The sequence below is a fragment of the uncultured Erythrobacter sp. genome (assembly GCF_947492365.1).
Classification (GTDB): Bacteria; Pseudomonadota; Alphaproteobacteria; order Sphingomonadales; family Sphingomonadaceae; genus Erythrobacter.
Genome location: NZ_CANLMB010000001.1, coordinates 342870 through 359456, shown reverse-complemented (window position 1 = coordinate 359456; position 16587 = coordinate 342870). Strand labels below are relative to the sequence as shown.

The following is a 16587-nucleotide window of genomic DNA, read 5'->3' as shown; positions in this document are numbered from 1 at the left end:
AGCCGCTATCCCTTAAAAGCATCAGCCGCTATCCCTTAAAAGATGCCCGGCGGAGGCGGGGGCGGAGGCGAGGTGTCATAGATATAGACCATGACCGCGACGATTGAATCGTCATAGGTCGCCGCCTGGACCCGTTCGCTCACAGCGCCAAACAGCGCCTGCGCCGTTTCCAATCCTGGAATGCTCGATAGTTCGATTTTTGGCATGATTTTGTGCCCTCCTGTTATCGCGCCGTCCAATCCTGCTGCGGCGCTGAGAGGGAACTTGGGCGAGAAATGGCCCGCCAAGAAATTAAGAGATTGTAATGAAATGCCCCTCGCTCCAAACTTACTGACGATGAGCAAAACCACCCCTACAGAACCGCCGCATTTTGATGCACGCGAGGCGAGCAAGTTCTTTTTCCGCGGCGGGCATACGGGCTGGCTGGGATTGAAATTTCTCGACCAAGGCGAAAATTGGGTCGAGTTGGAATTGCCATGGCGGGAGGATCTGCTGGGCGAATCCGACCGGGCCGTGCTTGCCTCAGGCCCGATTGTCAGCCTGATGGACATGGCAAGCGGAATGTCGATCTGGCAGACGCGCCGCAGCTTTGCCCCGATCGCAACGCTCGATCTGAGAGTCGACTACCAGCGCCCCGCACGCGAACGCAGTGCAGTGCGAGGCCGCGTCGAATGCTATCGCACCACGCGATCTGCTGCCTTTGTTCGGGGGATCGCCCATGATGGCGACATCGATGATCCGGTGGCGCATGTTGCAGGGGTCTTTATGACGATCAACTTTGACCCGCGTCAGGGCAAAGTGCCATCGGTGGTCGAAGCAAGCGAAGCGGGAACGGGCGATGAGTGAATTTGAACTCCCCGCCTATGCTCGTGCGCTTGGCATCACAGTTCACGAAATCGACGAAGGAACTCCGATCCTGACAGTCGAATTCGGCTCCAATGTCGAAGGGCGTCCGCAGCACTATCACGGCGGAGCCACTGCCGGATTGCTCGAAAATGCAGGCTATGCCGCTTTACGCGCCCGGCTGATCGAGGAAGGCCGCGAAGCCCAGTTCAAGCCGATCAATATCACGGTGCAATATCTCTCCGCCGGCAAGTCACGCCCGAGCTTTGCCAAAGGCCGGGTCACGCGGCTGGGACGGCGAAATGCCAATATCACGGTCGAGGCGTGGCAGGATGATCGCGGCCGCCCGATTGCAACGGCGATCATGAATATCCTGATGGCCTAATCCGGCTCTACTGGCTCGACCCTCAACCCGTCTTCATCGAGTCTGAATTCTACCGGCACGCCGTCTTGCGAAAGGACGATCCCGTCCTCTTCGAAGCGCAGAGAGGTGCCGTCTTCGCCCAAGGGAATCTCTTCGCCTTCCTCGATATCGAAGGGCTGCACCGGCCCTTCGGGGTCAGGCGAAGCACGCGGACGCGGCGGGGGAAGCGATAGGGCGGAGCGCATGAAGTCTTTCCAGATACGCGCCGGAAGCCCCCCGCCCGAAACACCATTGAGCGGCGAGTTGTCGTCATTGCCGACCCACACACCAACCACCAGATCGCCAGCATAACCCACAAACAAAGCATCGCGAAAATTCTGCGTCGTGCCGGTCTTGCCGTAATTGGCAATCGGCAGTTCGGCCGCCCTGCCCGTCCCGCGATTGATCGCCGCGCGCAGCATTCGTTCGATATCCTCATGCGTCCGCGCCGAAGCGCTGTCGACTGGCGAAGTGAGCCATTCCCACCAACCCTGCTCCTCTTGCGCAAAAGCATAGGGACGCACCGGATATTGGTTCGCAGCGACACCGGCATAGGCCGATGTCAGTTCGAGCAAGGTCATGGTCGAAGTGCCAAGCGCAAGGCTGGGATCGCCCTCGGGCAGATCAGAGGTGACACCCAATGATCGCGCGGTGCGGATCACCCGCTCGCTGCCAATCTCGTTGAACAGCCGCACCGCCGCGACATTGCTGGAAGAGGCAAAGGCGTCCTCCAGCGTAATGGACTCAGAGTAACGCTCGCGCGAATTCTTGGGGCGATAAGAGCCTGCTTCGATCGCGGTGTTGTCGATCGTGTCTTCGGGGTCCCAACCCGCTTCGAGCGCGGCGAGATACACGAACAATTTGAAAGTAGAGCCCGGCTGTCTGCGCGCCTGAGTCGCGCGGTTGAAGGGAGATTCGGCATAATTGCGCCCGCCCACCATGGCGACCACCTCTCCGCTGGGACGCATCGCTACCAGCGCGACTTGCGCATCGCCCAGTGCAGCCCGGCTCGTCACCCTGCTCGCCAGCGCCTGCAGCTGCGAATCGAGCGTCGTGGTAAGCACCTGGCTCGCATAGCCCGTCTCCAGCCCTTCGCGAGCGATCGGAAGCGCCCAATCGGCGAAATATGTGCCGGTGGGCAGATCATTGCTTGTGCGCACGTCAAGCACCGGATCAGGCAGAGCATCGGCCTCTGCCTGCGTCAGATAGCCGACATCGACCATCGCTCCGACAACGAGGTCCATCCTCGCCTTGGCCCGGTCATAATGCTCGGTTGGCGCATAACGTGAAGGCGCCTGAAGGAGCCCCGCAAGCATCGCCGCCTGCTGGGGCAGCAGATTTTCAGGCTGGCGATAGAAGTAGTGCAAGCTCGCTGCGCGCAGCCCATACTGATTGTCGCCGAAATAGGCGTTGGACAGATAGCGTTCGAGGATCTCGTCCTTGGTCAGCCACCCTTCCAGCCAGAAAGCGATCAGCGCCTCGCGCGCCTTACGCGTCAGGGTCTGTTCGGGGGTAAGGAAAGTGAACTTGGCGAGCTGCTGGGTAATGGTCGATCCGCCGCCGGTGCCAGTCCACACCGCCCGCGCGATACCGCGTGGATCGACACCCCAATGCGAATAGAACCGGCGATCTTCGATGGCGAGGAAGGCTTGAACAACATGGGGCGGCAGGTTCTCGATCTCGACCGGCTCACCCACCATCGCCCCGCGCCGCGCAATCGGTGTCCCGTCGCTCGCCAGCAAAGTGACTTGCGGGGGCGCAATTGGCTCAAGGCTCTTGGACAAGGGCGCAGTGATCGCGAGCCAAGCAAAGAGGATGAGGAAAAGTGCCAGCATTGCCGCCACAATGCGCACCGCCCACCAACGCTTTCGCCGCCCCTGCCAAAAACCGAGGCGCCAGAATGGCAGTCGCCGCCGTTCTTCGCGCTCCACCGAATGATCGAGCGTGCCCAGCCGGGAATCCCAGGAATCGTAATCGGGCGAACCCGCAGTACGAAAGCGCAAGGGCTCGTCATCGTGATCGAGCGGTCGCTGCGATTCATAGAGCGCGTAAAACCCGCTCTCGCCGCTTTGCGCTCCACCCGCACCGCGGCGCTTCCAGAATCGATCAAGCAGGCCCATAGCCTAGTGTGTTAGCAGGCTAATACGGTATGGTGCAAGCGGTCAGCTACCCTTTGCCGCGCCCTCAGGCAGATCTTCGTTGAAGACGCGCTGGTAATATTCGCTCACCAATGTCCGTTCGGCCTCATCGCATTTGTTGAGGAATGACAGGCGGAAGGAGAATCCGATCGAGTTGAAGATCGCTGCATTTTGCGCCCAGGTGATGACCGTGCGCGGGCTCATCACAGTTGAGATGTCACCGTTCATAAAGCCTTGGCGGGTCAGTTCGGCGACCTTGACCATGTCGGCAATCACCGCGTCATTGGTTTCGGGTGTCTTCGATTTAACGATCTGCTGTTCGATTTCGGCAGGTAGATAATTGAGCGCGCACACAATATTCCAACGGTCCATCTGCGCCTGATTGATCGCCTGCGTGCCATGATACAGCCCGCTCGTATCGCCAAGGCCGACCGTGTTGGTGGTGGCAAACAGACGGAAGTAGGGATTCGGCGTGATGACCCGGTTCTGGTCGAGCAGGGTCAGGCGGCCATCAAATTCGAGCACACGCTGGATCACGAACATGACATCGGGACGGCCCGCATCATATTCGTCAAAGGTCAGCGCGACCGGGTGCTGCAATGCCCAGGGAAGGATGCCTTCCTTGAACTCAGTAACCTGAAGACCGTCCTTGAGCACAATCGCATCGCGCCCGATCAGATCGATCCGGCTGATATGCGCGTCGAGGTTTACGCGGATGCTCGGCCAGTTCAGGCGGGCTGCGACTTGTTCGATATGGGTGGACTTGCCGGTGCCGTGATAGCCCTGGATCATTACTCGGCGATTATGCGCAAAACCGGCAAGGATCGCGAGCGTCGTGTCCGGATCGAACACATAGCTTTCATCGAGCTCGGGCACATGTTCGTCATTCGCGCTGAAGGCCGGAACCTGCCAGTCGACATCAATGCCGAATGTGTCGCGCACGTCGATGGTCGCGTCGGGCTTGGACGGGATGGCGCTGTCGCCGGTGAAGTTTTCTGATGCAGGAGCGTTCATTTCAAGCGCGGCGTTAATGCGAGCAACGCTAGTGGGCAAGAGGCTCGTGCCCATCTGACACCATCATTTCAAATAGCTGCGGGTGCGCCTATGCATTCGGGAATGGCCGATCCGATTGAATCCCTCCGCATAAAACTGGTCGAGCATGTGCGCGGTGTGTTCAACGACACCTCCAAGGGCGAGCGCCCTACTCCGCCGTCTGATGACGCCTTGTTCGAGAAAGACACGCCGATCCGCATGGTCCATGCCGATCTGGTCGGTATGATGACTGGCGGTATCAGAAGTCTGCTGCTCCAGATGCTTCACCCGCATGCGTTGCAAGGTGTGCTCGACCATTCCAATTTCCGCGAGGATATGCATGGGCGACTGCGGCGGACCGCGCAATTCATTGCGGTGACGACCTTTGGACACCGCGACCGCGCCCATGCCGCGATAGAACGGGTCAATGCGATCCATTCAAAGGTTAGCGGCACTTTGCCCGATGGCGCACCCTACAACGCCGCCAATCCGCGCACGCTTGCATGGGTGCATGTGGTCGAAGCGCAGAGCTTTCTTGCGGGCTATCTGCGCCATGTCCGCCCCTCGATGCCGGTAGCCGAGCAAGATGAATATTACCGCCAGTTCGCAGTAATTGCCCGCGCCTTGGGAGCCGACCCGGTCCCTGAAACGCGCCACGAAGCTGAGGCGATCTTCCGCGAACTGCGCAGCGATCTGCGTCCCACACCCGAAGCGCGCGAAATCGCACAGCTCGTGCTTACCCAGCGTCCCGAAGGCACCCCGCCCGGCGTCCAGGCGTTGCTGGGTGCCGAAGCGATTGCCATGCTCCCCGATTGGGGGCGTTCGATGCTGCGCCTGAAACGTCCGGTCTTCACCGCCCTGCCCGCACGCGCAGCGACATGGGGCGTCGGCAGGACGCTTCGCTGGGCCTTCAAGCAGAACTAACCGCATCGCGCGGCAAATGTGCTAAATGCTCTTTGCGACACAGCTGAAGGAGAGCGGTAATGTATGTGGCAGTGGCGGCACTATCGGTGCCAGAGGCAAACAAGCAGGCCTATATCGAGGCCGCCGAATTCATGGCCGACTGGTCGATCGCCCATGGCGCTCTGGAAGTAATGGAGGCCTGGGAGGCGAATGTCCCCGAAGGCAAAAACACCGACCTGCGCAAAGCCGTGGCTGCGCCCGAGGGCGAGAAGATCGTCACTGGCTGGGTGATCTGGCCTGACAAGGAAACGCTCGACAAAGCCAAGGAATCGATGGGCAAAGGCGAAGGTTTCGAGGACTATCCCGAAGGCGACCCGCCTTTTGACGGCTCACGGCTGATCTTTGGCGAATTTGAACCGCTGCTCACAAGGGGACGTTGATCCATGGCCGACTTCACCTTCTACACCGTCGCGATGAGCCGCGGGCAAATCTCGCGCTGGGCGCTGCATGAGGTTGGCGCGAACTATGATCAGGTTGTCTTCGGCTGGGGCCAGCGGCCCGAGGGCTTCACCGACATCAATCCGATGAACAAGGTGCCCGCGCTGGTCCATCATCATCGCCAAAAAGACGGGGGCGACCACGACCACATCATCACCGAAGCCGCCGCCATCAATCACTATCTCGCCGAGACGCACCCAGACAAAGGCCTGCTGCCCGATGCACATGAACGAGCCGCCTATTTCCGCTGGCTGTTCTTCTCTGCGGGTCCGATCGAGCAGGCGGTGATCGCCTCGGCTATGGGTTGGGAGGTTCCGCCCGAGCGCACAGCGATGGCGGGCTTCGGCACCCTCGATCTGGCGCTGACAGCGATGGAAGGCTGGCTTTCAAAACACGATTTTGCCGCAGGTAGCCGCTTCACCATGGCCGACACCTATGTCGGCAGCCAGTTCGTCTGGGGCCTGCGCTTTGGTTCGATCCCTGAACGTCCCGCATTCAAGGCCTATGTCGAGCGCGTCATCCAGCGTCCAGCCTATGCCGAGGCCAATGCGATTGATGCGAAACTGATCGAGGAAGCGGGCGAGTAACGCGTCCTTTGTTCAGGCAATCGAGGCGCATTTGCGCAGCGTTTGATAGGCGTCGACCACCTTGTTGAGCCGCGCCTCATAACTTCGGTCGCCGCCATTGCGGTCGGGGTGATAACGGCGAACCAGCTCAGAATAGCGTCGCCGTAAGCGCCGCCGGTCGGTGTCGGAACCAAGACCCATTGTTTCGAGCGCCTCCGCTTCATCCTTGGAGAATTTGCCAGACCCATAGGCGTTTCGGGCCATTGCCGCTTCGCGCGCAGCCCGGCTGCGAATACCGCTCGCACGCGCGGAAATGGCATCGAGCGGATCGTCGAAATCGGCCCAACGCGGCATGCCATCCACGCCAGCGCGCGGACCGAAACTCGGGCTTTCCGTGCGCCAGCCGCTCGCCGGAGCCTGCGCGGCCAGCACTTCTTCCGCGCTCATTCCTTCGAACCAGTCATAGCCCGAATTGAATTCGCGCACATGGTCAAGACAGAACCAGCGCCATTCGCCCGGACCGTCAAATCCGTTGGGACGATAGCCCGGCGCGCGGAACTCGCCTGCCTCGCGGCAGGTCGGGTGCTCACACTCCCGTTCCTGTGTTTCGTACCGTCCATGGAATCGCGCGCTAGACATGAACCCTTGAGAATGGCGATAGAGTCGCCAGATTCCAACCCGGTAGATTTGTAATCAGGAAATGCAGCGATGAGCGGAACAGTAGCAGAGGAAATGCGCGAGCTTTTGAACGAGGCCTTCGCCCCGACTCAGCTCCAGATCATCAACGATAGCGCCCAGCATTCGGGCCATGCGGGTGATGATGGGTCAGGCGAATCGCATTTCACCATCCTGATCGAGGCCCCCGCCTTCGCCGAAATGTCACGCCTTGGCCGGCAACGAGCGGTGATCGCGGCGCTCGGTGACATCGTTGGCGAGCGCGTCCATGCGGTAGCGATCAAGGCCAACGCTCCGGCATCATGACAGCCAGGCGCATCCGCCGCTCTGCGCGCCTGATCGTGCTCGACCCGAGTGAACGGGTGCTGATGTTCCGCTTCGATGTTGCAGGCCGTCCGCCATTCTGGGTCACGGCAGGCGGCGAATGCGAACCGGATGAGAGCTTTGAAGAGGCCGCGCGGCGCGAATTGCTCGAAGAAACCGGCATATCCGCCGATCCAGGCGAGCAGATCGCGCGCACCACGCCCGAATTCGTGACTGTCGAAGGCGAGCCGGTGCAGGCAGACGAGCGCTACTTTCTGGTGCGCGTGCCAGAGCCCTCGATCTCCACTGACTGTCACACCGCGCTTGAACAGCAGGTGATGACGCAGCACCGCTGGTTCAGTCTCGACGAGTTGGGAGGCTGGCACGAGGCCTTGTTTCCGGAAAATCTCGCCAAACTGATAGAAATGGCCAGACCAAGCTGATTGCGCGCCCTCCATTCGCCTCCTATCGGTAGCAAAACGAGACTGGAGAGGAATGTTAGATGGATTATGCGGGCAAGGTCGTCTGGATCACGGGAGCCTCCTCTGGGATCGGCGCAGCACTGGCGCGCGATGTCGCAAGACGCGGGGCGCATGTGGTCCTGTCAGGACGCGATGAAACGCGGCTGGCCGAGGTCGCAGCAGACTGCGGCGAGACGCTCATTCTGCCCTTCGATGTCCGCGACGATGATGCTCTTGCCGATGCGACGGCCAAGGCGACCGCGTGGGAAGGCGGGGTCGACATCGCCTTTGCCAATGCCGGTGTCTCGCAGCGCAGCCGCGCGCTCAAAACCGATATGAAGGTCTACCGCGACATTATCGACATCGACCTCACCGCGCAGATCGCCTTCAGCCAAAGCCTGATCGGACACATGGCAGAGCGAGGCTCGGGCGCTTTGGCCTTTATCTCGTCGATCGCGGGCAAGGTCGGTGTGCCGATGCGCACCGCCTATTGCGCGGTGAAGTTCGGGCTTGCCGGATATGGTGACGCCTTGCGCGCGGAATTGTCGCAATCCGGCGTCAGCGTACACGTCATCTATCCCGGTTCGGTTGCGACCGATGTCGCGCGCAACGCGCTGGTCGGTGACGGCAGCAAGCGGGGCAGTTCGGACAAGGTCATCGACGAAGGCATTCCGGCTCCCGATGCCGCCAAGATCATGCTCGACGGCATGGCCAATGGCGAGCGCGAGATTATCGTCGCGCAGGGAGTGGAAGCGGGCATGGGAGAGCTGCGCCGGACGCCCGAGGAATTGCTCGATCAGGTCGCGGGCATGGTCGCGGCGGGTTATATGGAGAAGATCGAGGCGACAGAGTGACCTCGCTCGAACAGACCCGTATCGCGCTCGCCAACGGGATAGAACTCAACGTGGTGGACATAGGCCCGCGCGATGCGCCAGCGCTCATCTTCCTCCACGGCTTTCCCGAAAACCACCGCACATGGCGGCACCAGCTCGCCCATTTCTCTGACCGCTATCGCTGCATCGCCCCTGATCAGCGCGGCTATGCAGGCTCGTCAAAACCGCAAGGAGCCGAGAACTACACGCCCGACAAGATGATCGGCGACGTCTTTTTGCTGGCCGATGCCTTGGGAGTCGAGACATTCACCATCGTTGGTCACGATTGGGGCGGAGCGATTGCCTGGGGTGTGGCACTGGGCGGGCAGCATGCGCGGGTCGAGCGGGCTATTATTGCCAATGCGCCGCATCCGGCGATCTTTCAAAAGCTGCTTTACACCCATCACGGCCAACGTGAGGCGAGCCAGTATATTCGCGGGTTTAAGGACCCGGCCAATGACGCTCTAATCCGCGAAAAGGGCCTCACCGGCATTTTGCTGCAAGAGGTCAATTGGGACCGCCCTGATGCGATGCCCAAGGAGGAGCGCGCGCGTTTGCTGCGCGAATGGGAGGATCGCGATGCCTGTTTCGGGATGCTCAATTACTATCGCGGCAGCACGATGCACGTGCCGACCATGGATGAGCCGTTCGAGATTCCCGCTGATTACTCCCCGCCAGATCTGCCCAAGCTGACGATCCCGACGCTGGTAGTTTGGGCGATGGACGATCTCGCATTGCCGTCAGAGAATATCGAAGGTCTGGACAATGTGATCGACCCGCTCACGATCGAGCCAGTCTATGGCTGCGGACACTTTGTGACCTGGGAAGCGCCGGAGGCGATGAACGCGGCGATGGAGAAGTTTTTGGCAGAGTGAGCTCCTGCGAAAGCAGGAGCCCATTGGATAGCTCGCTGGATTCCTGCTTTCGCAGGAAATCACGGAGGGTTGAGATTAGCCTCCCACCCACTCGACCCAAGCACCATGCGGATGGGCGTGGCTGAGCAAGGTCGTCGCGCCATCATCCGCGCCGCCATTCCAGTAACGCACTTTCAACTCGTGGCGGAAGGTCGCGGGGTCTGTCTCGAGACTGACCCAGCCCAGCGGGCGCTCTGGCGTGGCTTTTGCCCCTGCATCTTCCATCGCGGCGGTGATCGCGTCCTGCGTTTCGGACGGCATATATTGCCACATGATGGAGTGGAACATCGCCCGGGTCGTGCCCTCGGCTTGCGGTCGGGCGAGCATTTCCGCGGCAAAATCGCCCGCATCTTGCTTGACCAGATCAGGTGCCCGCTCCCCCGCCAGCTGGATTGCCGCGTCGATCCGCGCCATTCTGACCGGAGCATCCGGCCAGACATAGGATTTGAGCTTGAGCGCGCTGGCCGTGTCCGACAGATCAACCGGAGCGACATCGCAGCCTCGCACTGACAGGATTTTGAAAGCTTCGGGCGGGGCTGGCGGTGACCCACCTCCCCCGCGCCATTTAGGCTCGATCTGCATCGGTGATTTCGCTGGACCAACCTCAGTCGCGCCGAGTTTGAAATGATACCGGTCCAGCATCGTGTTCACGCCCGCGCTGGCGCCCAGTTCGAACAGCTCGAAGCGGGGTACGGTGCGCTGCGCCAGCCACAAGAGCCCCGCCATCAGGCTGGCCGAACGCCCAGCCTCGTTGGTTTGCGGCGGCCCGTCGAGCCATGGGAGAAGGAGGGTGTCGTAGGTTTCGACCAGCTCGCAAACCAGCCGGTCGACCTGCCCCTGATCGCTTATCTGGCCCGAATAGACCCGCGCAAGCCGCTCATCCTCGCCTGATAGCAGCAGGTGATGCAGACCGCCCGCCATCCTCAGCGGCATCGCATCTTTGAGCGTTAACCCCTGCCAGTTCGCTATCCGCCGTCCGGTCGCGGTGTCACCCTCGCGCACTTTGGCAAGCGCACGGATCACGCGAGCAGTGCACGGTGCATCGTTCTCTTCAGCATGCGCCGCCTGCCAGTCGAGCGCCGCTGCGAACTCCTCAAGCCCCATGATCCCACCATCGCTCATCGGTCCACCACCTTTGCCTTATTTGAGTTGCCGCGTTTATGTTGCCCTTTGATCGCCCAGTGCCTAAGTCCCGCCGCGCAATGACGAGCAACTCGAAACCTTCCGCCACAGGCCAGCTGACATTCGCTGTGCCCAAGGGCCGCATTCTGGACGAAGCGCTGCCAGTAATGGCGCGCGCTGGCGTCGTGCCCGAGGATGGCTTTCACGACAAGTCCAACCGCTCGCTTTCCTTTGGCACATCGCGCGATGATATGCGGCTGATCCGGGTGCGCGCATTCGATGTGGCGACTTTTGTAGCGCATGGAGCGGCGCAGGTGGGAATCGTCGGATCGGATGTGATCGAAGAATTCGACTATTCCGATCTCTACGCGCCAGTGGACCTCGATATCGGTCACTGCCGCCTTTCAGTTGCGCGTCTTGCCAGCGATCCTGAAGAGACTGCTGGAGCTAGCCATCTGCGCGTTGCAACCAAATATCCCAGCCTCACCCGCCGCCATTTTGAACGGCAAGGCGTTCAGGCCGAATGCGTGAAGCTCAACGGCGCGATGGAACTGGCTCCGTCGCTTGGGCTGGCGCGCCAGATTGTCGATCTGGTCTCAACCGGCACGACGCTGAAGCAGAACGGTCTGGTTGAGACGCAGAAGATCATCGACATCACCGCGCGCCTGATCGTGAACCGCGCCGCGCTCAAAACCGATCCGCGCGTTGCTGATCTGGTCGCGGCTTTCCGCGCCGATGCTGAAGGTCGTGCTAAGGGCGAAGCCGCCTGATGCAGCAGATTTCCACCCTCGATCCCGATTTCGAGCAACGCTTCAAACGCGTGGTCGAAGCGCGCCGCGAGGCCGATAGCGATGTCGCGGGTCAAGTCCTCGACATATTACGCACTGTAAAGACCGGCGGCGATGACGCGCTGGTTCAATATACGCAGCGTTATGACGGATATTCGCTGATCGACGATGCCGACTGGAAGGTCACGGCGGAGCGTTGCAGGGAAGCTTACGAGCAGATCGAGCAGGAGCAACGCGAGGCGCTCGACCTCGCTGCCTCCCGCATCCGCGCCTATCACGAGGCGCAATTGCCGGAAAATCGCGACTTCACCGACGAAGCCGGCGTGCGGCTTGGCGCGATCTGGCGGCCGGTAGATGCGGCGGGGCTTTATGTTCCCGGAGGGCGCGCCGCCTATCCCTCCTCGCTGCTGATGAACGCCATTCCCGCGCGCGTGGCCGGGGTTGAACGGGTTGTCGTCGTAACGCCAACGCCCAAGGGCAAGTCAAACCCGCTGGTGCTCGCTGCGGCGCATATTGCCGGTATCGACGAGATCTGGCGCGTAGGCGGTGCGCAGGCTGTGGGCGCGCTCGCCTATGGCACCGACAAGATCAAGCCGGTCGATGTCATCACCGGCCCCGGCAACGCTTATGTCGCAGAGGCAAAGCGCCAGCTATTCGGCGTTGTCGGCATCGACATGGTTGCAGGCCCGAGCGAAATCCTAGTGGTCGCAGACGGCAAGAACGACCCCGACTGGATCGCCGCCGACCTGCTTTCGCAGGCCGAACATGACCCAACCTCGCAATCGATCCTAATCACAGACGATCAGGGCTTCGCCGCGCAGGTGCGCGCCTGCATCGATCTCCAGCTGACCCAGCTCGACACCGGCAAGACAGCAAAAGCGAGCTGGGATGACTACGGCGTAATCATCATCGTCAACGATATCGCCGAGGAAGCGCCCGCGCTGATCAACCGTTTGGCCGCTGAACACCTCGAACTCGCTATTGACGAACCCGAAGCGCTGATGCGCGAAGTTCGCCATGCGGGCAGCATCTTCCTTGGCCGGATGACGCCCGAGGCAGTGGGCGATTATGTCGCTGGACCCAACCACGTCTTGCCAACGGGCCGCCGCGCGCGCTTTTCCAGCGGGCTCTCGGTGCTCGACTTCATGAAACGCACCAGCTTTATCGGGCTTGATGATGCCGCGCTCGGCAAGATCGGACCCGCCGCTGTTACTCTGGCCCATGCAGAGGGCCTTCCCGCACACGCCAAATCGGTAGAATTGCGCCTCAAATGACAACTCCAGCCCGTTCCCAAGCCCGCTCCACTGCGCGCCTCGCCGCCGTTCAGGCGCTTTACCAGCAGCACATGGAGAAGACCGCGCTCGCCAAGCTGCTCGATGAGTTCCACCAACACCGTCTGGGCCGCGAGGTGGATGACGAGGACCACGAAGGCGAGGTCTTCGCCGATGCCGAGGTCGAGTTCTTCGACGACATCGTGCGCGGTGTCGATGCGCGGCGCGACGAGATCGACGCGGTGCTGACCGCCAAGCTTGCCGGCGGGTGGACACTCAAACGGCTCGACAAGACGATGCTGCAAATCCTGCGCGCAGGCACTTACGAGCTGATCGCCCGCGCCGATGTGCCGGCAGCCAGCGCGATCAGCGAATATGTCGATGTCGCCAAAGCTTTCTTCGATGACCGCGAGGCGAAATTCGTGAACGGCATCCTTGACGCGGTGGCCAAAGAGGTGCGGTCATAGACGAAGCGGCTTTCATCGCCGCCTTGCGCGCATTGCCGCTCCATCAGGGCGCACGCGGGCTCAATGATGATGCCGCAGTGATCGAGATCGGCGGCGAGACGCTTGTGCTCACCCATGACACGATGGCCGAAGGCACGCATTTCCGTGCTGATGCCAACCTGCGCGATGTCGCCTGGAAGTTGGTGGCGAGCAACCTGTCAGACCTTGCAGCAAAGGGCGCAGAGCCGGTCGGTGTGATGCTTAGCTATCCGCTCGGCGACGAAGATGCGGAATTCGTCAGCGGACTCTGGCAAGCTTTGGACGCGATGGATGTCCAATTGCTGGGCGGCGACACATTCGCGGCCAAGGGCGCACGCACAATCGGTCTAACCGCTATCGGCCGCGCCACGCACATTCCGGTCCCGGCGCGCTCAGGTGCGCAGATCGGAGATGCAATCTACGTCACCGGCACTTTGGGCCGAGCAATGCTCGGCTTTGAAGGTGTTCAAGAACACCTCGACGCCTTCAACCGCCCCGAACCGCGCATGCTCGAAGGTCGCACGCTTGCGCCTTGTGTCACGGCGATGATGGACATTTCGGACGGGCTGCTGCTCGACGCATTTCGGATGGCCGAAGCAAGCGAGGCGACGTTCGCGATCGAGGCAGCCGCAGTGCCTGTTGCGTCAGCTGACCGCCGCGATGAGTGCATGCGTTGGGGCGATGATTACGAACTGCTCTTCACACTTCGAGAAGGCGCCGAGAGCCCGGTCCCGGCCTCACGCATCGGCACTGTCGAACCGCTCGGATTTGCTCCGCTGGTGCTAGACGGGCATCCGCTGGTCAACCAACAGGGCCTTGGCTTTCAGCACGGCTGAGCCGCGACACGGGCCGATTCCCTCCCAAATCTGGTGAGACACACGCTTTTGAGCCGTTTTCCGGCTTGCCTCATGGTCGTTTACGACTATGGGAGGGGGCCTTGCGCCAGCAGGAAAACCTGTCGCGGCGTATTTTCCACGCAATAGAGGGGATTCTTCCGTGGACCTTATTCTCATATCAATCGGGTTGGGCGTGCTCGCAATCGTTTACGGTTTCGTGACGAGCCGCCAGGTGCTGGGTGCCAGCGCCGGTAATGAAAAAATGCAGGAAATCGCAGGCGCGATTCAGGAAGGCGCACAGGCCTATCTGAACCGTCAATACACCACGATCGGCATGGTCGGTGTGGTTGCTGCGATCGTAGTTGGACTGTTCCTCGGCTGGATCCCAGCCGTCGGCTTCATCATCGGCGCAGTGCTTTCGGGCGTTGCGGGCTATATCGGGATGAACATCTCGGTGCGCTCGAACGTTCGTACTGCGCAGGCTGCAAGCGAAGGTCTGCAACAGGGCCTCACCATCGCGTTTCGCGCTGGCGCCATCACCGGCATGCTGGTGGCTGGTCTCGCGCTGCTCGCGATTGCGGTGTTCTTCTACGTCCTCGTCGGCCCCATGGAACTCGCACCAGACAGCCGCAAAGTGATCGACGGTCTTATCGGCCTCGCATTCGGTGCGTCGCTTATCTCGATCTTCGCGCGTCTGGGCGGCGGTATCTTCACCAAGGCTGCTGACGTCGGGGCCGACCTTGTCGGTAAAGTCGAGGCCAGCATCCCTGAAGACGATCCGCGCAACCCCGCCACCATCGCTGACAATGTCGGCGACAATGTTGGCGACTGTGCTGGTATGGCAGCTGACCTGTTCGAGACCTATGTCGTCACCGTTGGTGCGACCATGGTTCTGACCGCGCTGCTCTTCGCTACACAGCTTGGCGATCTGCTGCTTCCGATGATGGCGCTTCCGCTCCTGATCGGCGGCGCCTGCATCGTGACCTCGATCATTGGCACCTACTTTGTCCGTCTGGGCAAAAGCGGCCCCGGGGCAACCAACGTCATGGGCGCGATGTACAAGGGCTTCATCGTCACCGCAGTCCTCGCCATTCCGCTGATCTATCTGGTCACGCAATACGCGCTTGGCACGGGAGGAGCAGATATGAACCAGGTGCTTGGCACCGGTCCGGGCGGCGTTGAGTTCAACGGCATGGACCTGTTCTACTGCTCGCTGATCGGCCTTGCGCTGACCGGCATCATCATCTGGATCACCGAGTATTACACCGGCACGAATTTCCGTCCGGTTCGCTCGATCGCCAAAGCTTCGGAAACGGGCCACGGCACCAACGTGATCCAGGGTCTGGCAATCAGCCTTGAATCGACCGCACTTCCGACAATCGTCATCATTGCGGCGATCATCGGTGCGTATCAGCTCGCTGGTCTGATCGGTCTGGCCTTCGGCGCAACCGCAATGCTCGCCCTTGCTGGCATGGTCGTCGCGCTCGACGCTTACGGTCCTGTTACCGACAATGCTGGCGGCATCGCCGAAATGGCCGGTCTGGACGAAAGCGTCCGTGAAAAGACCGACCTGCTCGACGCGGTTGGCAACACCACCAAGGCTGTGACCAAAGGTTACGCAATCGGTTCGGCCGGTCTTGCAGCACTCGTGCTGTTCGCTGCCTACACCGCCGACCTTCGTGCATTCTTCCCGGATGCCAATGTCGATTTCGGCCTTGAAAACCCGTATGTCATCGTCGGCTTGCTGCTCGGCGCTCTGCTCCCGTACCTGTTCGGCGCGATGGGCATGACCGCTGTGGGCCGCGCTGCGGGCGATGTGGTTGTCGATGTGCGTGACCAGTTCGCCAAAGACCCGGGCATCATGGCCGGCACCAGCCGTCCTGACTATGCCCGCACGGTGGACCTTGTGACCAAGGCCGCGATCAAGGAGATGATCGTTCCGTCGCTCCTGCCGGTGCTCGCACCGATCGTGACCTACTTCGTGATCCTGTGGATCGCTGGTCAGGACAACGCCTTCGCTGCGCTGGGCGCTCTGCTGCTCGGCGTGATCGTAGGCGGTCTGTTCGTCGCGCTTTCCATGACCGCTGGCGGCGGCGCATGGGACAATGCGAAGAAGTACATCGAAGACGGCAATCACGGCGGCAAGGGCTCCGAAGCTCACAAGGCTGCGGTGACCGGCGACACTGTTGGCGATCCTTACAAGGATACCGCAGGTCCGGCTGTGAACCCGATGATCAAGATCACCAACATCGTCGCGCTGCTTCTGCTCGCGGCGCTGGCTGGCGGCGCGCACTAAGCGCTCCTTCAGAACCGACCTTTGCAAAACCCCGTCCGGAGTGATCCGGGCGGGGTTTTGTTTTGCCCGATTTGCAATTGCGCCGCCGGTTGTGCCGATCTGAACCACATGCCCAAAGCCCGCCCCAAACCTAACGCTCTGTTAACGATGCATACGTAGCCCGGTTTCAAGAGCGCGCATT

The 16587-nt window shown here is 61.1% G+C and carries 19 protein-coding genes; 14 read left to right on the top strand and 5 right to left on the bottom strand.

Translation table 11 applies throughout. The features are described from left to right. Positions 1-35: 35 nt before the first annotated feature. On the bottom strand, positions 36-206 hold the full coding sequence (locus tag Q0887_RS01720) for a hypothetical protein (RefSeq protein ID WP_299191824.1): 171 nt from the start codon (positions 204-206) through the stop codon (positions 36-38). A gap of 103 nt (positions 207-309) precedes the next feature. On the opposite strand from Q0887_RS01720, the gene Q0887_RS01715 reads away from it, so the two are divergent. Both Q0887_RS01715 and Q0887_RS01710 read left to right on the top strand, forming a co-directional pair. Then, positions 310-846 (top strand): PaaI family thioesterase, encoded by a 537-nt coding sequence (locus tag Q0887_RS01715; RefSeq protein ID WP_299191822.1) that lies wholly within the window; start codon positions 310-312, stop codon positions 844-846. Then, positions 839-1228, top strand: coding sequence for a PaaI family thioesterase (locus Q0887_RS01710; RefSeq protein WP_299191820.1), 390 nt, complete (start codon positions 839-841; stop codon positions 1226-1228). The genes Q0887_RS01715 and Q0887_RS01710 overlap by 8 nt, the downstream gene beginning before the upstream one ends. Here Q0887_RS01710 and Q0887_RS01705 read toward each other — a convergent pair. Both Q0887_RS01705 and cobS read right to left on the bottom strand, forming a co-directional pair. After that, positions 1225-3366, bottom strand: coding sequence for a transglycosylase domain-containing protein (locus tag Q0887_RS01705; protein WP_299191818.1), 2142 nt, complete (start codon positions 3364-3366; stop codon positions 1225-1227). The genes Q0887_RS01710 and Q0887_RS01705 overlap by 4 nt on opposite strands. Before the next feature lie 42 nt (positions 3367-3408). Then, on the bottom strand, positions 3409-4398 hold the full coding sequence (gene cobS, locus Q0887_RS01700; protein ID WP_299191816.1) for a cobaltochelatase subunit CobS: 990 nt from the start codon (positions 4396-4398) through the stop codon (positions 3409-3411). 102 nt (positions 4399-4500) lie between these two features. Here cobS and Q0887_RS01695 point away from each other — a divergent pair, with 102 nt between their 5' ends. From Q0887_RS01695 to Q0887_RS01685, 3 genes are read left to right on the top strand one after another with little or no spacing between them, the layout of a single operon-like run. Then, positions 4501-5340, top strand: coding sequence for an oxygenase MpaB family protein (locus Q0887_RS01695; protein ID WP_299191814.1), 840 nt, complete (start codon positions 4501-4503; stop codon positions 5338-5340). Between the two features lie 59 nt (positions 5341-5399). After that, positions 5400-5759, top strand: a complete 360-nt coding sequence (locus Q0887_RS01690; protein WP_299191812.1) for a DUF1428 domain-containing protein — start codon at positions 5400-5402, stop codon at positions 5757-5759. A 3-nt stretch (positions 5760-5762) separates the two neighbouring features. After that, positions 5763-6404, top strand: coding sequence for a glutathione S-transferase family protein (locus tag Q0887_RS01685; protein ID WP_299191810.1), 642 nt, complete (start codon positions 5763-5765; stop codon positions 6402-6404). Between the two features lie 12 nt (positions 6405-6416). Here the strand turns inward: Q0887_RS01685 and Q0887_RS01680 are convergent, their stop codons facing one another. After that, entirely contained in the window at positions 6417-7022 is a 606-nt protein-coding gene (locus Q0887_RS01680) for a J domain-containing protein (RefSeq protein WP_299191809.1), read from the bottom strand. Between the two features lie 69 nt (positions 7023-7091). Here Q0887_RS01680 and Q0887_RS01675 point away from each other — a divergent pair, with 69 nt between their 5' ends. From Q0887_RS01675 to Q0887_RS01660, 4 genes are read left to right on the top strand one after another with little or no spacing between them, the layout of a single operon-like run. Next, positions 7092-7364: a BolA family protein gene (locus tag Q0887_RS01675; RefSeq protein ID WP_299191807.1), complete on the top strand. Its 273-nt coding sequence runs from the start codon at positions 7092-7094 to the stop codon at positions 7362-7364. After that, the gene (locus Q0887_RS01670; RefSeq protein ID WP_299191806.1) at positions 7361-7804 is read left to right on the top strand and encodes an NUDIX domain-containing protein; all 444 of its coding nucleotides are present in this window, start codon (positions 7361-7363) and stop codon (positions 7802-7804) included. The genes Q0887_RS01675 and Q0887_RS01670 overlap by 4 nt, the downstream gene beginning before the upstream one ends. Before the next feature lie 59 nt (positions 7805-7863). After that, a complete protein-coding gene (locus Q0887_RS01665; RefSeq protein WP_299191805.1) occupies positions 7864-8676 on the top strand; it encodes an SDR family NAD(P)-dependent oxidoreductase in 813 nt (270 codons plus the stop codon). Continuing rightward, positions 8673-9569: an alpha/beta hydrolase gene (locus Q0887_RS01660; protein WP_299191803.1), complete on the top strand. Its 897-nt coding sequence runs from the start codon at positions 8673-8675 to the stop codon at positions 9567-9569. The genes Q0887_RS01665 and Q0887_RS01660 overlap by 4 nt, the downstream gene beginning before the upstream one ends. A 75-nt stretch (positions 9570-9644) precedes the next feature. Here Q0887_RS01660 and Q0887_RS01655 read toward each other — a convergent pair whose 3' ends face one another. Beyond that, entirely contained in the window at positions 9645-10730 is a 1086-nt protein-coding gene (locus Q0887_RS01655) for a DUF2332 domain-containing protein (RefSeq protein ID WP_299191801.1), read from the bottom strand. An 80-nt stretch (positions 10731-10810) separates the two neighbouring features. Here Q0887_RS01655 and hisG point away from each other — a divergent pair, with 80 nt between their 5' ends. The 5 genes from hisG (at position 10811) to Q0887_RS01630 (ending at position 16406) form a co-directional block, all read left to right on the top strand. Continuing rightward, complete coding sequence (hisG, locus tag Q0887_RS01650) at positions 10811-11500, top strand: ATP phosphoribosyltransferase (protein WP_299191799.1); 690 nt, start codon at positions 10811-10813, stop codon at positions 11498-11500. Then, positions 11500-12792 carry a histidinol dehydrogenase gene (gene hisD, locus Q0887_RS01645; protein WP_299191798.1) on the top strand — a complete coding sequence of 431 codons (1293 nt, stop codon included), beginning with the start codon at positions 11500-11502 and terminating at the stop codon, positions 12790-12792. The genes hisG and hisD overlap by 1 nt, the downstream gene beginning before the upstream one ends. Beyond that, positions 12789-13256, top strand: a complete 468-nt coding sequence (gene nusB, locus Q0887_RS01640; protein WP_299191796.1) for a transcription antitermination factor NusB — start codon at positions 12789-12791, stop codon at positions 13254-13256. Before hisD ends, nusB begins: the two co-directional genes overlap by 4 nt. Before the next feature lie 23 nt (positions 13257-13279). Continuing rightward, entirely contained in the window at positions 13280-14110 is an 831-nt protein-coding gene (gene thiL / locus Q0887_RS01635) for a thiamine-phosphate kinase (protein WP_299191794.1), read from the top strand. Positions 14111-14270: 160 nt separating this feature from the next. Continuing rightward, complete coding sequence (locus Q0887_RS01630; RefSeq protein WP_299191793.1) at positions 14271-16406, top strand: sodium-translocating pyrophosphatase; 2136 nt, start codon at positions 14271-14273, stop codon at positions 16404-16406. The last annotated feature ends 181 nt before the right edge of the window (positions 16407-16587 follow it).

What these genes read in the sequence shown, in the direction of transcription:
- Q0887_RS01720 (WP_299191824.1), bottom strand. Translation starts at nt 206, where the DNA reads ATGCCAAAAATCGAACTATCGAGCATTCCAGGATTGGAAACGGCGCAG.
- Q0887_RS01715 (WP_299191822.1), top strand. Translation starts at nt 310, where the DNA reads ATGCCCCTCGCTCCAAACTTACTGACGATGAGCAAAACCACCCCTACA.
- Q0887_RS01710 (WP_299191820.1), top strand. Translation starts at nt 839, where the DNA reads ATGAGTGAATTTGAACTCCCCGCCTATGCTCGTGCGCTTGGCATCACA.
- Q0887_RS01705 (WP_299191818.1), bottom strand. Translation starts at nt 3,366, where the DNA reads ATGGGCCTGCTTGATCGATTCTGGAAGCGCCGCGGTGCGGGTGGAGCG.
- cobS (WP_299191816.1), bottom strand. Translation starts at nt 4,398, where the DNA reads ATGAACGCTCCTGCATCAGAAAACTTCACCGGCGACAGCGCCATCCCG.
- Q0887_RS01695 (WP_299191814.1), top strand. Translation starts at nt 4,501, where the DNA reads ATGGCCGATCCGATTGAATCCCTCCGCATAAAACTGGTCGAGCATGTG.
- Q0887_RS01690 (WP_299191812.1), top strand. Translation starts at nt 5,400, where the DNA reads ATGTATGTGGCAGTGGCGGCACTATCGGTGCCAGAGGCAAACAAGCAG.
- Q0887_RS01685 (WP_299191810.1), top strand. Translation starts at nt 5,763, where the DNA reads ATGGCCGACTTCACCTTCTACACCGTCGCGATGAGCCGCGGGCAAATC.
- Q0887_RS01680 (WP_299191809.1), bottom strand. Translation starts at nt 7,022, where the DNA reads ATGTCTAGCGCGCGATTCCATGGACGGTACGAAACACAGGAACGGGAG.
- Q0887_RS01675 (WP_299191807.1), top strand. Translation starts at nt 7,092, where the DNA reads ATGAGCGGAACAGTAGCAGAGGAAATGCGCGAGCTTTTGAACGAGGCC.
- Q0887_RS01670 (WP_299191806.1), top strand. Translation starts at nt 7,361, where the DNA reads ATGACAGCCAGGCGCATCCGCCGCTCTGCGCGCCTGATCGTGCTCGAC.
- Q0887_RS01665 (WP_299191805.1), top strand. Translation starts at nt 7,864, where the DNA reads ATGGATTATGCGGGCAAGGTCGTCTGGATCACGGGAGCCTCCTCTGGG.
- Q0887_RS01655 (WP_299191801.1), bottom strand. Translation starts at nt 10,730, where the DNA reads ATGAGCGATGGTGGGATCATGGGGCTTGAGGAGTTCGCAGCGGCGCTC.
- hisG (WP_299191799.1), top strand. Translation starts at nt 10,811, where the DNA reads ATGACGAGCAACTCGAAACCTTCCGCCACAGGCCAGCTGACATTCGCT.
- hisD (WP_299191798.1), top strand. Translation starts at nt 11,500, where the DNA reads ATGCAGCAGATTTCCACCCTCGATCCCGATTTCGAGCAACGCTTCAAA.
- nusB (WP_299191796.1), top strand. Translation starts at nt 12,789, where the DNA reads ATGACAACTCCAGCCCGTTCCCAAGCCCGCTCCACTGCGCGCCTCGCC.